Origin of the sequence: Streptomyces sp. NBC_00287 (assembly GCF_036173105.1) — a bacterium.
In the GTDB taxonomy this organism is placed as follows: Bacteria; Actinomycetota; Actinomycetes; order Streptomycetales; family Streptomycetaceae; genus Streptomyces.
The window spans coordinates 4,401,405-4,415,224 of sequence record NZ_CP108053.1; the positions used below are offsets into that span (position 1 = coordinate 4,401,405).

The following is a 13,820-nucleotide window of genomic DNA, read 5'->3' on the forward strand; positions in this document are numbered from 1 at the left end:
CGACCTCCCCCCGAAAAGCGGTGCCGTCTCTTCCGGTCCCGATCATGCCAAACAGACGGCGGTCGTCCCAGTCCTCGGAACGGCCGCCGTCGCGCTGGTTGCCGGACGGATCAGCCCAGTTGGGGAGCTACCACCCAGTCACCTCGGCGCAGCACGCCCTTCACGTTGAAGTCGGAGTCCAGCAGCACCAGGTCGGCGTACTTGCCCGGCTCCAGCGAGCCGATGGTGTCGGCCATCCCGAGGAGGCGGGCCGGGTTGGCGGACAGGGCCGTCACCGCGTCCCCGACCGACAGCCCGTCGATCGTCACCGCGCGCTTGAAGGCACGGTCCAGGGTGAGCGTCGAGCCCGCGATCGAACCACCCTCCACCAGGCGTGCGACGCCTTCGGCGACCTCGACCTCCAGCGGACCCAGCATGTAACGCCCGTCGCCGAAGCCTGCCGCGTCCATCGCGTCCGTGATGAACGCGACCCGGTCCGCGCCCGCGTGATGGAACGCCAGCTGGAGGGAGGCGGGGTGCAGATGCGTACCGTCGTTGATCAGCTCGACGGTGATCCGGTCGTCCTCCAGGAGCGCCGCGATCGGGCCGGGGGTGCGGTGGCCGAGCGCGGGCATCGCGTTGAAGAGGTGCGTCGCTACGGTCGCGCCCGCGTCGATCGCCTCCACGGTCTGCTCGTACGTCGCGTCCGTGTGCCCGATCGCCGCGATGACGCCGTGTTCGGCGAGAAGCCTGACGGAGTCGATGCCGCCGGGGAGTTCGGTGGCGAGGGTGACCATCTTCGCCTTGCCGCGCGCCGCGTCGATCAGCTTGCGGACCTCAGCCGGGTCCGGGTCGCGCAGCAGCTCCTCGGAGTGCGCGCCCTTGCGGCACGGGGAGATGAACGGGCCCTCGAAGTGGATCCCGGCGATGTCGCCCTGCTCGGCGAGCTCGGAGAGGAGGCCTGCGCGCTGGGTGAGGAAGTCCATGTCGCCGGTGACGGTGGAGGCGACGAGGGTGGTGGTGCCGTGTCTGCGGTGGGTGTCGATGCCCTTCAGCACGTCGTCGACGGTGCCCGAAGTGAAGGAGGCTCCGCCTCCGCCGTGGTTGTGGATGTCTACGAAGCCGGGTACTACGTAGTGGCCGGATACGTCGATGACCTGGGCGTTCTCTTGAGCGCTCGCGGAGATTCGGTCACCCTCGACGACCACCTGGCCGCCGTCGACCACTCCTGTGGGCATTACTACGCGGGCGCCCTTGAGGACCAGCTGCGGGCCGGTGGGGGCTTGGCGCGCAGTTCCCCGCGCCCCTGAGGGGGTTGCCATCAGGTCGATTCCTCCTGGATCCGAGTTGTAGTCGTCAGCAGGTCCCAGGCCAGGAGGCCCGCACCCAGACAGCCCGCCGTGTCCCCCAGAGCCGCCGGGACGATCTCCGGCAGCTTCTGGAACGTGACCCTCCGCCGGACGGCGTCCCGCAGTGGTGTGAACAAGGTTTCCCCCGCCTCGGCGAGGCCGCCACCGATGATCAGGGTGCGCGGGTCCAGCAGGGTGAGGGCGGTGACCAGGCCGTCGGCGAGGGCGTCGATGGCGTCCTGCCAGACTCGTACGGCGTTCGGGTCGCCGGACATGACGGCGTTCGCGCAGTCGGCCGCGTCTGCGTCGGGGTTGCCGCTCGCCTTGGCCCAGGCCTCGCTGACCGCAGCGGCGGACGCGAGCCGTTCTAGGCAGCCGCGCTGGCCGCAGGGGCAGGGGGTGCCTCCGGGGCGTACGACGACATGGCCGATCTCGCCCGCGAAACCGTGCGCCCCGGCCTCCACCCGGCCGTCCACGCCGATCGCGCCCGCGATACCGGTGCCGAGCGCCACGAACAGAAACCGGTCGGCGCCCCGGCCCGCGCCGACGCGGCCCTCGGCGAGACCGCCGGTGCGCACGTCGTGGCCGAGGGCGGCAGGGATGCCCAGCTCGGTGCGGATCAGCTCGCGCAGGGGTACGTCGCGCCAGCCCAGGTTGGCCGAGTAGGCGGCGACGCCGGCCGCGTCGTCGACGATGCCGGGGACGGCGATTCCGGCCGCGGCCGCCGGTTCGCCGAAGGTTTCGGCGCCGTGGGCGCGCAGTTCGGCGGCGAAGTCGAGGATGCCGGCGACCACCGCGTCGGGGCCGCGCTCGCGTCCGGTCGGTCGGCGGGCCTGGTACAGCAGAGCGCCGTCCGCCCCGACCAGGGCGGCCTTCATCCCGGTGCCGCCCACGTCGAGGGCGATGACATGTCTCACGGGGACAGTGTGGCCCGTTGACCCGGGAGAGGTCTAGTCCACTCACGTGGTGTAGACCTTATGACGTTGTATCGAAAGTTTTCGCAGGGTTGGGGCTGGAAGAGCAGTGCAGCGGCGTAGGGCAGGAATGATCGCGGTGGTGTCCGCACTGGGCATGACGGCGGTTCTGGGCGGCTGCGGCCTGACCGGAGGGTCGGACGAGGTCACGCTGAGACTGGTCGCCGCCGACTACGGCGACAGCGCGGCGAACAGCTCCGAGAAGTACTGGGACTCGCTGGTCGAGGAGTACGAGAAGGCCCACCCGGATGTAAACGTCGAGGTCAGCGTCTACTCCTGGACCGAGGTCGACCGCAAGGTCAAGGAGATGGTGGACGCCGGGAAGGCCCCTGACCTCGCGCAGATCGGGGCGTACGCCGATTACGCGAAGGCCGGGAAGCTGTACACCGCAAGCGAGCTGCTCTCCATCACCACGCAGGCCGACTTCGTCTCGCAGCTCGCCGCCGCGGGAGCGGTCAACGGAGTCCAGTACGGGATGCCGTTCGCGTCCTCCACACGCCTGCTCTTCTACAACAAGTCCCTCTTCGAGCAGGTCGGCATCGCTCCCCCCGAGACCTGGGAGGAGCTGGCCGCCGACGCCGAGGCGCTGAAGGCGGACGGGGTGAAGTTCCCGTACGCCCTGCCGCTCGGGCCCGAGGAGGCGCAGGCCGAGACCATGCAGTGGCTGCTCAGCGGCGGGGGCGGCTACACCGACACCAATGTCGGCACCTACGGCATCGACTCCGCGGAGAACGTCGAGACCTTCGACTGGCTGAAGGACGAGCTGGTGGACAAGGACCTGACGGGACCGGTCGCGCCCGCCTCGCTGAATCGCGCCGACGCCTTCGAGGCGTTCACGGACGGCGAGGTCGGCATGCTCAACGGGCATCCCTCGCTGATGAAGGCGGCCGCCGCGAAGGGCGTGAAGTTCGGCATGGTGCCGATGCCGGGCGCCGACGGGCCGAGCAAGATCTCCATGGGCGTCGCCGACTGGATGATGGCCTTCAAACAGAACGGCCATGCCGAGGAGATCGGGGACTTCCTCGACTTCGTCTACGACGACAAGAACGTCCTCTCCTTCTCGCGCGAGTACGACCTGCTGCCCGTGACGAACTCGGTCTGGGACACCATGAGCGCGGCCGAGGAGGACGCGGACCTCAAGCCCTTCCTCAAGGCACTCCCCGCCTCCGAGCTCTACCCGGTCGGGCGTACCTCCTGGGCGGCGGTGAGCGCGGCCGTGAAGGAGAACATCGGCAAGGCGGTCACCGGCAGCCCGTCCACCGTGCTGCGCGAGCTCCAGGTGACCGCGGTGGCTGCGGAGAACGCCGAGTAGCACGGCTGTCAGTGCCGGGAGCTACGGTGCCGGGTATGGAAAAGGAGCCGCTGCACCCCAGGGAACGGTCCATCCTCGCCCTGGAACGCCGCGGCTTCCCCGGCCCCGGCGCCAAGGAACGGGCGATACGCGAGGAACTGGGCCTGGCCCCCGTCCGCTACTACCAGCTCCTCAACGCCCTCCTGGACGACGAACGCGCCCTGGCCCACGACCCGGTGACGGTCAACCGTCTGCGCAGAGTGCGGGATTCACGGCGAGCGGAGCGGTGACGTCCTGCTGACCGGAGCAGGCGGAGCTGGATAGGGTCCCCCGTATGGGCAGCCACACGGACTCGACCCCCCTGCCGACCCCCTCCACCCCCGCCGGACGGGCCGGTCTCGACGCGCTCCTCGCCGAGCCGGCGCGGGCGGTGATCGCGCTCGACTTCGACGGGACGCTCGCACCGATCGTGCCGGACCCCGAGCAGGCGCGTGCGCACCCGGACGCGGTGACCGCACTCGCCGCACTCGCGCCGAAGGTGGCCGCCGTCGCGGTGGTCACCGGACGCCCGGCCGGTGTCGCGGTCCGCTACGGCGGGTTCGCCGGGGTTCCCGGCCTGGAGCACCTCGTCGTCCTCGGCCACTACGGCGCCGAGCGCTGGGACGCCGTCACCGGCACCGTCAGCGCCCCCGCCCCCGACCCCGGGGTCGCCGCCGTCCGCGCGGAACTGCCCGGCGTCCTCGACGGCGTCGGTGCCTGGCGCGGCACCTGGATCGAGGAGAAGGGCCGCGCGGTCGCCGTACACACCCGCCGGGCCACCGATCCGCAGGCCGCCTTCGAAGCGCTGCGCGAACCCCTCGCCGAGCTCGCCGCCCGGCACGGCCTGATCGTCGAACCGGGCCGTCTGGTCCTGGAACTGCGGCCACCCGGCATGGACAAGGGCGTCGCCCTGCTGGACTACGTCCGCGAGATCGACGCGACCTCGGTCCTCTACGCCGGTGACGACCTGGGCGACCTGCCCGCCTACGCGGCCGTCGACAAACTCCGCACCGACGGCACCCCGGGCCTGCTGGTGTGCAGCAGCGGCAGCGAGGAGGTTCCGGAGCTGGAGGCGAAGGCGGACGTGGTGGTGAAGGGTCCGGCGGGGGTGGTGGGCCTGCTCAGCACACTGGCGGCCCACCTACAGAGCTAGTTCTTGACCTGTCCGGCCTTCAGCCACAGCTGGTCCAGCAGGACGTCGCACTTGTCGCCATTCCCGCAGGAAATCACGATGGTGTTGGTGCCCTTGTTGAGCGTCGGCCACACGTAGGTCTCGGTCCAGGCCTTCGCGTAGTCACCCTCGCCGGCTTTCGCGAAGTTGCTGAGGTTCATCTTGCTGCCGAACACCTTGCCGTTGACGGTGAGCGTCATCGACTGATCCTTGCCGGGGACGCTGTAGCGCGTGAACAGCGTGTAGACGCCCTCTTCCGGGATACCGTCGACGCTCCAGGTGACCGAGGCACCGCTCTGGTTGAGACCCGTGACATAGCTGCCGGAGTTGGCGCCCGTCACATCCGAGGCAAGGCCCACGCCCGGCGAGAGCCGCAGCGACTTCGCGTCGGACTTCGGCAGTTCCGCCTTCTCCCCGGCACTGCTGCTGGCCGAAGGACTCGAGTCCTTGCTCTCGCCCTGCGTCGGCGTCGAGTCGGCCTGGTTGCCGCCGCCCTTGTCGCCGTCGTCGCCGCCCGCCATCGCCACCGCGATGCCGATGACGACCGCGGCGACCACCGCGATGGCGCCGATCAGCAGCCCCTTGGTGTTCGGACCGCGTCCGCGGCCGTTGCCGCCGCCGTAGGACGGCAGCTGCTGCTGGGTGGTCGGCGCGCTGCCCGGGAAGGTCTCCGGGGCCGCGTAGTGCGCGTTCGGCTGGCCGTACGTGCCCTGCTGCGGCGGCACCTGCGGGGCCGTCTGCTGGCCGTACTGGCGCTGGCCGACCGGACGGGTCCGGTTCATCGCGTTCGGGTAGCCGTAGCCACTCGACGGAGGCTGGGCGCCGTTGGCCTGCCCGTCGGCGTAGAGGTAGCCGAACGGGTCGTCGTCCTCGGGCGGCGTGCTCGCCCCGTTGTTACCGGACGTCATCCCTTTGGTACTCCTCACCAGGTGCGGGCGGATGCGGTACGTGTGGCGAATGGCGAGCCTACCCGCTCTGGCTGGCCCAAACGGGTGACTCGGACCGCATCAGCTCGCTGACCTGGGGCTCATCCCGCACGTCTGTGCTGTTTGGGACGAGATCGTTTCTCTACGTACATCCGCTCGTCGGCGGACTTCAACACCTCGTCCGCGGTCATGCCGCAGTGCGCCCACCCGATACCGAAGCTGGCGCCCACCCGCATGGCGCGGCCGTCGACCCGGATCGGCTGGATGATCTCGTTGCGCAGCCGTACGGCCAGGTCCTGGGCGTCGGCCCGGCCGAGCCCGTCGGCCAGAACCACGAACTCGTCGCCGCCGAGCCGGGCCACGGTGTCGCCGTCCCGGACCTGCCGGGACAGCCGGCGGGCGACCTCGATGAGGACCGCGTCACCGGCGTTGTGCCCGAACCGGTCGTTGATCGACTTGAAGCCGTCGAGGTCGCAGAAGAGCACCGCGAGCCCCTTGGTGCCGTCGTCGTGTTCACTCTCAGGGGCGACGGTGTGCACATGGTGGTCGAATCCGTCGAGGGCGTCGGTGCCGGGCCGGAAGTCGAAGCCGTGGCCGTTGACGTCGTAGGCGGGGTGGCCGAACGCGGCGTCCATGGACTCCAGGGCGCCGGCGTGGGTGGGGCGCTGGCACAGCCGCGAGGAGAGGCGGGCGCGCAGCTCGGCGGAGTTCGGCAGCCCGGTCAGGGAGTCGTGGGAGGCGCGGTGGGCGAGCTGGAGCTCGCGCCGCTTGCGCTCCTCTATGTCCTCGACGTGGGTGAGCAGAAAGCGGGGGCCGTCGGCTGCGTCGGCGACGACGCTGTTGCGCAGGGACACCCAGACGTACGTACCGTCCCGGCGCCCGAGCCTGAGCTCCGCCCGGCCGCCCTCGGCGGAGGTCCTGAGCAGGGTGCCGATGTCCTCGGGGTGGACGAGGTCGGAGAAGGAGTAGCGGCGCATCGCGGAGGCGGGGCGGCCGAGGAGGCGGCAGAGCGCGTCGTTGGTCCTGAGGATGCGGCCGTGCTGGTCGCCGCCCATCTCGGCGATGGCCATGCCGGAGGGGGCGTACTCGAAGGCCTGCCTGAAGCTTTCCTCGCTGGCCCTGAGGGCCTGCTGCTCGCGCTCGAGCCTGACCAGTGCCCGCTGCATATTCGCGCGTAGACGCGCGTTGCTGATCGCGATGGCGGCCTGGAACGCGTACATCTGCAGGGCCTCGCGCCCCCATGCGCCCGGCAGCCGGCCGTTGCGCGGGCGGTCCACGGACAGGACGCCGATCAGCTCGCCGCTGCCGCCGTGCGCGTCCGGGGTGTACATGGGTGCGAAGAGTCGGTCCGAGGGGTGCCACTCGTCCTCGAAGCGGGGCGCGGGCCCGTCGGTGTACCACTGCGGGACGTCGTCGTCGTCGAGGACCCAGCCCTCGGTGTGCGGAATGAAGACCAGGTCGCCCCAGTGCTCGCCCATGCTCAGCCGGCGCTCCCAGGACTCGCGGGAGCCGGTGCGGCCGGTGATCAGCGCCTCGGCGGCGGGGTTGCCGGCGAGGGCGGCGACGACGAGGTCGCCGTCGGGCCGGACCAGGTTGACGCACGCCAGCTCGTAGCCGAGGCCGGTGACGACGCCGTCGGCGACGGTCTGCAGTGTGTCGGCCAGGCTGCGCGCGGTGTTCATGTCCGCCATGACCTGGTGCAGTTGTCGCAGGGTCGCAAGACGGACGTACGGCTCCGACTCGGTCTCCATGCTCGCCCTCCCCCCGAGACCTCGCAGCGAATCAAGGGTTGTCTTCGGCGTCTTTTCGGTACGGTGCCCTTGCCGTTCTTGATGAAGCTTCCCCGCCACTGAATCACAGCGCGCTGCCCACTCGGTACACAGGGTCAACAATTAATGGCCCTTGTGACTCAAGTCACAGCGAAAGATGAACAATTGAGCGGGGTTTCTGCGTTTTTCCTGTGCGTTTACTGAACGCAAAGTTTGTGTGCTGTCTGCTGTCGGTCGGAGGTCCTAGGTCCGTTCTCGGCCCCGGGCCCGATGCGACACCCTAGCCCCGGAGATTAGCGTTTCCGGCGTGCCGAACACTCCCCCTGCCGCGCCCGCCCCGATCACCGCACCGCCCGTCGCCGGGCATGCTGAGGGGGTGAGCAACGACGAGTTCCGCGCCGCCATGTCCCGGCTGGCCGCGGGCGTGGTCCTGGTGACCGCCTACGAACCCCCGCTCGCCGCCGACGGGCCGAAGGGCGAGGACGTCGGGATGACGGCGACGGCGTTCATGTCGGTCTCCCTGGACCCGCCCCTGGTCCTGGTCAGCCTGCGCACGGGCGCCCGGATGGACGACCTGCTCGACGAGCAGCCCTTCTGGGCGGTCTCCGTCCTCTCCGAGAGCCAGCGGCACATCGCCGGCCGCTTCGCCATGAAGGGCCGTATCAGCGACCGGCTCCTCTTCGAGGACATCCCGTACGTCCGCGGCGCGGCGACCGGCGCCGCACTGGTGGGCGGCGCGCTGGCCCAGCTGGAGTGCCGGACCGAGCAGCGGATGATCGCGGGCGACCACACGCTGGTGATCGGCCGCGTCCTGACGGCGAGCGTGCCGAGCGCGGAGGGCGGGCCGTTGACGTATTTCCGTGGTCGCTATCGCCAATTGGGCTGAGCCGGAATTCATATGACCGCGCGTGAAGGTACGGCCTAGGGTGCGCGCATGACGACGACCGGACCCCGCCTGGAATCCCTCACGCCGAAGAATGTCGAGGACGCGCTCGCCATCCGGATCCGCCCGGACCAGGAGCACGCCGTCGAACCCGTCGCGCACTCGCTCGCCGAGGCCTATGTCCGGCCCGGCGCCGCCTGGCCCCGCCTGATCGTCGACGACGGCCGGACGGTCGGCTTCCTGATGGCGTTCCTCGACATCGACTGGAAGGGCGACGGCACCCTCTTCCGCTCCGGCCTGTGGCGCCTGAACATCGCGGCGCAGGAACAGGGCCGGGGCTACGGCCGCTTCGCGGTCGAGTCCGTGGCGCAGGAGCTGCGCCGCCGGGGCGGGAAGGAGATGTACGTCACCTGGCATCCCGGCCCGACCGGTCCCGAGGGGTTCTATCTCGGGCTCGGCTTCGAGCCGAACGGGGAGACCAGCGGGGGCCAGACGGTCGGGGTCCTGGAGCTCTCCTAGATCAGGCGGACATCGAGCCCGGCCAGCCGCTCGGGGTCCTTCACGATGTCGATGACGGCGATCCGGTTCCGTACGACCGTGAAGTCCAGCACCCGTTCCAGCCGCCCGTCGACCAGCACCGCGAAACCCGCCCGGCCGTCGACCAGCGCGGGCCGGGCGAGAGCGGCGAGGGCCGCGAATCCGGAGGCACCCCTGGCCACGGCAAGGGCCCCGGTCGTCACCCCTGCCTCGCTGCGCGCCACGACATCGGGGTCGAGCACCCCGACCAGCGCGTCGAAGTCCCCGTCCCGGACGGCGGCCAGGAACGCGTCGACGACCGTCCGCTGCCGGGCCGGATCGACGGCCGCCGGCTCCGCGCCCCGCACCCGGCGCCGGGCCCTGCTGGCCAGCTGCCGCGCGGCGGCGGGCGTACGGTCGACCACGGTCGCGATCTCCTCGAAGGGCACCGCGAACAGGTCGTGCAGCACGAACGCCAGCCGCTCGGCGGGCGTCAGGGTGTCCAGGACGACGAGCAGGGCGATCCCGACCGAGTCGGCGAGCAGCGCGTCCTGCTCGGGGTCGGCGCCGGCGGCGGGCTCCGTTCCCACGGCGTCCAGCGGCCGCTCGGCGCGCGAGCCGCGGGAGCGGAGCAGGTCGAGGCAGACCCGGCCGACGACGGTGGTCAACCAGCCGCCCAGATTGTCGATACGTGCAGCCTCGGACCGGCTGAGCCGGAACCAGGCCTCCTGCACGGCGTCCTCGGCCTCGGCGGACGAGCCCAGCATGCGGTGGGCGACGGCCAGCAGATGCCCCCGGTGCGCCTCGAAGCGCTGGGCGAGGAAGTCGTGGTCGGTGGTCATCGGTCCGTCACACCCTCTCGTGGTGACCCTTGTGGTCACTGGGATGACGGACGGGAGGTCGAATGTGTGACGGCGACTGTCCCCGGTCGCGGACTATCCCCAGTCGCGCCCGGACCGGCCCCGCTTGGTGTCCGAGCGCTGCTTCTTGTTCCGCAGTCGCCGTTCGTTGATGCCCCGGGGGATGCGGGTCGGCTTGCGCGGCTTGGGCGGCGGCGCGGTGGCCTCCGCGAGCAGCGCCGCGAGGCGTACGGCGGCGGTCTCGCGGTTGCGCCACTGGGAGCGGTGCTCGGAGGAGCGGACGGTGATGACGCCGTCGGCCAGGCGTCCGGCGAGCCGCTCCAGCGCCCGCTGCTTCCACACCTCGGGCAGCGCCTCGGTGCGCGCGAGGTCGAAGCGCAGCTCCACCTGGGAGTCGCTGGTGTTGACGTGCTGTCCGCCGGGCCCCGACGAGCGCGAGAAACGCCACATGAGCTCGGCCTCGGGGAGCGAGACGGAGTCGCGGATGACGTGAGGACCGGACATGCCGTCCATGGTCGCGCGTCTGTCCGGTCCACGTCACGCGAATATCCCGGTGCCCTCCAGAAGGGCGAGTAAAGAAAGTAAAGAGGGCTGGAACTCGCGTACCCCTCTCGGCGTTCATAGAGGTAGCTGTAGCTTCGTGCTCGTACGCATAACGAGGGAAGGGACTCCCAACAATGGCTGTAAGCCTGTCCAAGGGTGGCAACGTCTCGCTCACCAAGGAGGCTCCGGGCCTGACCGCTGTCACCGTGGGCCTCGGCTGGGACGTCCGCACCACCACCGGCACGGACTTCGACCTCGACGCCTCCGCGATCGCGGTCAACACGCAGGGCAAGGTCTACTCGGACGGCCACTTCGTGTTCTTCAACAACAAGCAGACCCCGGACAGCACCATCGTCCACACCGGTGACAACCGCACCGGCGAGGGCGCGGGCGACGACGAGGCGATCAAGGTCAACCTCGCCGGCCTCCCGGCCGACATCGAGAAGATCGTCTTCCCGGTCTCGATCTACGACGCCGAGAACCGCTCGCAGAACTTCGGCCAGGTCCGCAACGCCTACATCCGCATCCTGAACGAGGCGGGCGGCGCCGAGATCGCGCGCTACGACCTGTCGGAGGACGCGGCCACGGAGACGGCCATGGTCTTCGGCGAGCTGTACCGCAACGGCGCGGAGTGGAAGTTCCGCGCGGTGGGCCAGGGCTACGCCTCGGGCCTGGTGGGCATCGCCCAGGACTTCGGCGTCAGCGTCTGACAAACAGCGCAGACATGCCCGAACCCCCGGCTCCGGCCGGGGGTTCGGTCGTTGCGCAGTAGCGTCCTGTGCATGTTTCTCGAGCCCCTGCGCAAGGCCCCCGACCACGACATCCCGGGCCCCCTGCTCACCGAACTCACCGCCCTCTACGCCTCCAACCGGGACTTCCATGCCCTCAGCGGCGACTTCCCGGACCCGGACGACATCCGGCCGGAGCAGGTGGCGGCCGCGCTGGCCGACGAGTTGGCGGAGCCGGATGCAGAGGTGTTGCTCGCCCGTAGCGCGGGGCGGCTCGTCGGGGTCGTGATCACCCTTGCCCAGCACCCCGATCCGGCCGACCCGGACCCGTGGATCGGTCTGCTGATGGTGGACGCGAGCACCCAGCGGCAGGGATACGGCCGTCGGCTCGCCTCCCTCGTCGAGGACCGCTTCCGCGCCGAGGGCCGCACCGCTGTACGCCTGGCCGTGCTCGACAACAACCCCAAGGCGCTGGCCTTCTGGACCGCCCTCGGGTACGAGGTCATCGACCACCGCGAGGACCGCGGACTGGGCCGCCCCTGCGCGGTCCTGCGCAAGCCCCTGCGCATCCCGCGCCGGGCCGCCCGAGTTGCCGTCCTCGACCCGGACGGCGCGGTCTTCCTCTTCCGCTACGACAACACCGAGGTCGGCGTCCACTGGGCCCTGCCCGGCGGCGGCCTGGAGGGGGGCGAGACCCCGCGTGAGGGCGCTCTGCGCGAAATGGGCGAGGAGACGGGCTGGACGGACCTGGAAGCGGGCCCGCTGCTGTGCACCTGGGAGCACGACTTCACCCGCATGGACATCCCCGTCCGCCAGCACGAGCACATCTACGTCACCCGAGGCCCGCGCCGCGAACCCGCCGGCCCCCAACTCGCCGCCGCCCACGCCCAGGACGGCATCCTCACCTGGCACTGGTGGACCCGCGAGGAGCTGACCGCGGCGCCGGAACCGATCTGGCCGCCCGATCTGGCCCGGCTTCTGACGGAGTGGGAGACGTCCGCATAACGGACCGTCGGAAACGGCTTTCGGATACGAACCCGTAAAATCTTGACGGCACCCTGTCAAACAGAGGTGTCCGGATGTCACCCTCTCCTCGCTCGCCGCAACTCTGTGCCCCACCTGTGCCCCAACCATGAGGCCAGCGACGAAGGAGACCGAGTGAGACAGCACCTCCGCGCCACCCGTACCTCCCGCACCACCGCCCTCCGCGCCACCGCCCTGATCGGGTCGGCCGCGATGGTCGTGCTCGCGCTGCAGAACGGCCCCGCCTCCGCGGCGCCCGAGCCGGGGACCACCGCGGCCCTCCCCCTCGGCACTTCGGCCCGTGCCGCCGCCATCAAGTCGGCCCAGGCGGACGCCGGTTCGACGGCCCGCGAGCTCGGGCTCGGCGCCAAGGAGAAACTCGTCGTCCGGGACGTCGTCAAGGACGCGAACGGCGCCGTCCACACCCGCTATGAGCGGACGTACGCCGGCCTGCCCGTCCTCGGCGGCGACCTGGTCACCCATGTGACGAAGAGCGGTGACCTGAAGAGCGTCAGCAAGGCGACCAAGGCCCGGATAGCCGTGACGTCCACCGACGCCGCGATATCCGCCGCCACCGCGAAGAAGTCCGCGCTCAAGGCGGCAGCCGAGGGCACCGCCGCGACGCCCCGCAAGGTCGTCTGGGCCGCCGACGGCAAGCCCGTCCTCGCCTACGAGACCGTCGTCGAGGGCCTCCAGCACGACGGCACCCCGAGCGAGTTGCACATCATCACCGACGCGGCCACCGGCAAGCGGCTGTACTCCTTCGAGGCCATCGAGACCGGCTCGGGCACCAGCCAGTACAGCGGCACGGTCCCGCTCGGCACCACCGCCTCCGCGTCCGGCGGCTACGACCTCACCGACTCCGGACGCGGCAACCACAAGACGTACGACCTGAACGGCGCCACCAACGGCACAGGCACCCTCTTCCACGACGCCGACGACACCTGGGGCGACGGCACCCCGACGAACCGTCAGACCGCCGCCGTGGACGCCCACTACGGCGCCGCCGTGACCTGGGACTTCTACAAGAACGAGCTGGGCCGCAACGGCATCCGCGGCGACGGCGTGGCCGCCTACTCGCGCGTCCACTACGGCAACGCCTACGTCAACGCCTTCTGGTCGGACCAGTGCTTCTGCATGACGTACGGCGACGGCGCGGGCAACCTCAAGCCGCTCACCTCGCTCGATGTCGCCGGGCACGAGATGACCCACGGTCTGACCTCCGCCACGGCGGGCCTGCGCTACAGCCGGGAGTCCGGCGGCCTGAACGAGGCCACCTCCGACATCCTCGGCACCTCGGTGGAGTTCTTCGCGAACAACTCCTCCGACACCGGCGACTACCTCATCGGCGAGAAGATCGACATCCGCGGCAACGGCACCCCGCTGCGCTACATGGACAAGCCCAGCCGGGACGGCAACTCCGTCGACTACTGGTCGCGCACGGTCGCCCGCCTCGACGTGCACTACTCGTCGGGCGTCGCCAACCACTTCTTCTACCTGCTGTCCGAGGGCAGCGGCGCCAAGACGATCAACGGCGTCGCATACGACTCCCCGACCTACGACGGCTCCACGGTCACCGGGATCGGCCGCACCAAGGCCTATCTGATCTGGTACCGGGCCCTGACGACGTACATGACCTCGTCGACCAACTACGCGGGCGCCCGCACGGCGACACTCCAGGCGGCGAGCGACCTGTACGGCGCGAACAGCGCCGAGCAGCAGGCGGTCGCGGCGGCCTGGAAGGCGGTCAACGTCAACTGACCCCGCAG

Annotated in this window: 14 protein-coding genes; 8 read left to right on the top strand and 6 right to left on the bottom strand. The window is 70.5% G+C overall.

What is annotated here, in order from left to right; translation table 11 throughout:
* Positions 1 to 110 precede the first annotated feature (110 nt).
* Both nagA and OHT76_RS19910 read right to left on the bottom strand, forming a co-directional pair.
* On the bottom strand, positions 111 to 1,301 hold the full coding sequence (gene nagA / locus OHT76_RS19905; RefSeq protein ID WP_328872203.1) for an N-acetylglucosamine-6-phosphate deacetylase: 1,191 nt from the start codon (positions 1,299 to 1,301) through the stop codon (positions 111 to 113).
* Entirely contained in the window at positions 1,301 to 2,245 is a 945-nt protein-coding gene (locus OHT76_RS19910; protein ID WP_328872204.1) for an ROK family protein, read from the bottom strand. The genes nagA and OHT76_RS19910 overlap by 1 nt, the downstream gene beginning before the upstream one ends.
* A 106-nt stretch (positions 2,246 to 2,351) precedes the next feature.
* Here OHT76_RS19910 and OHT76_RS19915 point away from each other — a divergent pair, with 106 nt between their 5' ends.
* Genes OHT76_RS19915 through otsB form a run of 3 tightly spaced genes read left to right on the top strand, consistent with a single transcriptional unit; the run spans position 2,352 to position 4,785 of the window.
* The gene (locus OHT76_RS19915) at positions 2,352 to 3,614 is read left to right on the top strand and encodes an ABC transporter substrate-binding protein (RefSeq protein WP_443049812.1); all 1,263 of its coding nucleotides are present in this window, start codon (positions 2,352 to 2,354) and stop codon (positions 3,612 to 3,614) included.
* 35 nt (positions 3,615 to 3,649) lie between these two features.
* Positions 3,650 to 3,883, top strand: coding sequence for a DUF3263 domain-containing protein (locus OHT76_RS19920; protein WP_328872206.1), 234 nt, complete (start codon positions 3,650 to 3,652; stop codon positions 3,881 to 3,883).
* A 44-nt stretch (positions 3,884 to 3,927) separates the two neighbouring features.
* Positions 3,928 to 4,785 (top strand): trehalose-phosphatase, encoded by an 858-nt coding sequence (gene otsB, locus OHT76_RS19925; RefSeq protein WP_328872207.1) that lies wholly within the window; start codon positions 3,928 to 3,930, stop codon positions 4,783 to 4,785.
* Here the strand turns inward: otsB and OHT76_RS19930 are convergent.
* Positions 4,782 to 5,711 (bottom strand): carbohydrate-binding protein, encoded by a 930-nt coding sequence (locus OHT76_RS19930; protein ID WP_328872208.1) that lies wholly within the window; start codon positions 5,709 to 5,711, stop codon positions 4,782 to 4,784. The two genes, otsB and OHT76_RS19930, sit on opposite strands and share 4 nt — an antisense overlap.
* A 119-nt stretch (positions 5,712 to 5,830) precedes the next feature.
* Positions 5,831 to 7,480, bottom strand: a complete 1,650-nt coding sequence (cdgB, locus tag OHT76_RS19935) for a diguanylate cyclase CdgB (RefSeq protein ID WP_328872209.1) — start codon at positions 7,478 to 7,480, stop codon at positions 5,831 to 5,833.
* 325 nt (positions 7,481 to 7,805) lie between these two features.
* Between cdgB and OHT76_RS19940 the strand changes: the two genes are divergently transcribed.
* Positions 7,806 to 8,384, top strand: coding sequence for a flavin reductase family protein (locus tag OHT76_RS19940; RefSeq protein ID WP_328872210.1), 579 nt, complete (start codon positions 7,806 to 7,808; stop codon positions 8,382 to 8,384).
* 48 nt (positions 8,385 to 8,432) lie between these two features.
* Positions 8,433 to 8,900 carry a GNAT family N-acetyltransferase gene (locus tag OHT76_RS19945; protein ID WP_328872211.1) on the top strand — a complete coding sequence of 156 codons (468 nt, stop codon included), beginning with the start codon at positions 8,433 to 8,435 and terminating at the stop codon, positions 8,898 to 8,900.
* Here OHT76_RS19945 and OHT76_RS19950 read toward each other — a convergent pair.
* Positions 8,897 to 9,739, bottom strand: coding sequence for a sigma-70 family RNA polymerase sigma factor (locus OHT76_RS19950; protein ID WP_328872212.1), 843 nt, complete (start codon positions 9,737 to 9,739; stop codon positions 8,897 to 8,899). The two genes, OHT76_RS19945 and OHT76_RS19950, sit on opposite strands and share 4 nt — an antisense overlap.
* Positions 9,740 to 9,832: 93 nt before the next feature.
* Complete coding sequence (gene arfB / locus OHT76_RS19955) at positions 9,833 to 10,270, bottom strand: alternative ribosome rescue aminoacyl-tRNA hydrolase ArfB (protein ID WP_328872213.1); 438 nt, start codon at positions 10,268 to 10,270, stop codon at positions 9,833 to 9,835.
* A gap of 164 nt (positions 10,271 to 10,434) precedes the next feature.
* Here arfB and OHT76_RS19960 point away from each other — a divergent pair, with 164 nt between their 5' ends.
* From OHT76_RS19960 to OHT76_RS19970, 3 genes are all read left to right on the top strand, one after another.
* The gene (locus OHT76_RS19960) at positions 10,435 to 11,010 is read left to right on the top strand and encodes a TerD family protein (protein WP_328872214.1); all 576 of its coding nucleotides are present in this window, start codon (positions 10,435 to 10,437) and stop codon (positions 11,008 to 11,010) included.
* 72 nt (positions 11,011 to 11,082) lie between these two features.
* Positions 11,083 to 12,033: a bifunctional GNAT family N-acetyltransferase/NUDIX hydrolase gene (locus OHT76_RS19965; RefSeq protein WP_328872215.1), complete on the top strand. Its 951-nt coding sequence runs from the start codon at positions 11,083 to 11,085 to the stop codon at positions 12,031 to 12,033.
* 231 nt (positions 12,034 to 12,264) lie between these two features.
* Entirely contained in the window at positions 12,265 to 13,812 is a 1,548-nt protein-coding gene (locus tag OHT76_RS19970; RefSeq protein WP_328876577.1) for a M4 family metallopeptidase, read from the top strand.
* The last annotated feature ends 8 nt before the right edge of the window (positions 13,813 to 13,820 follow it).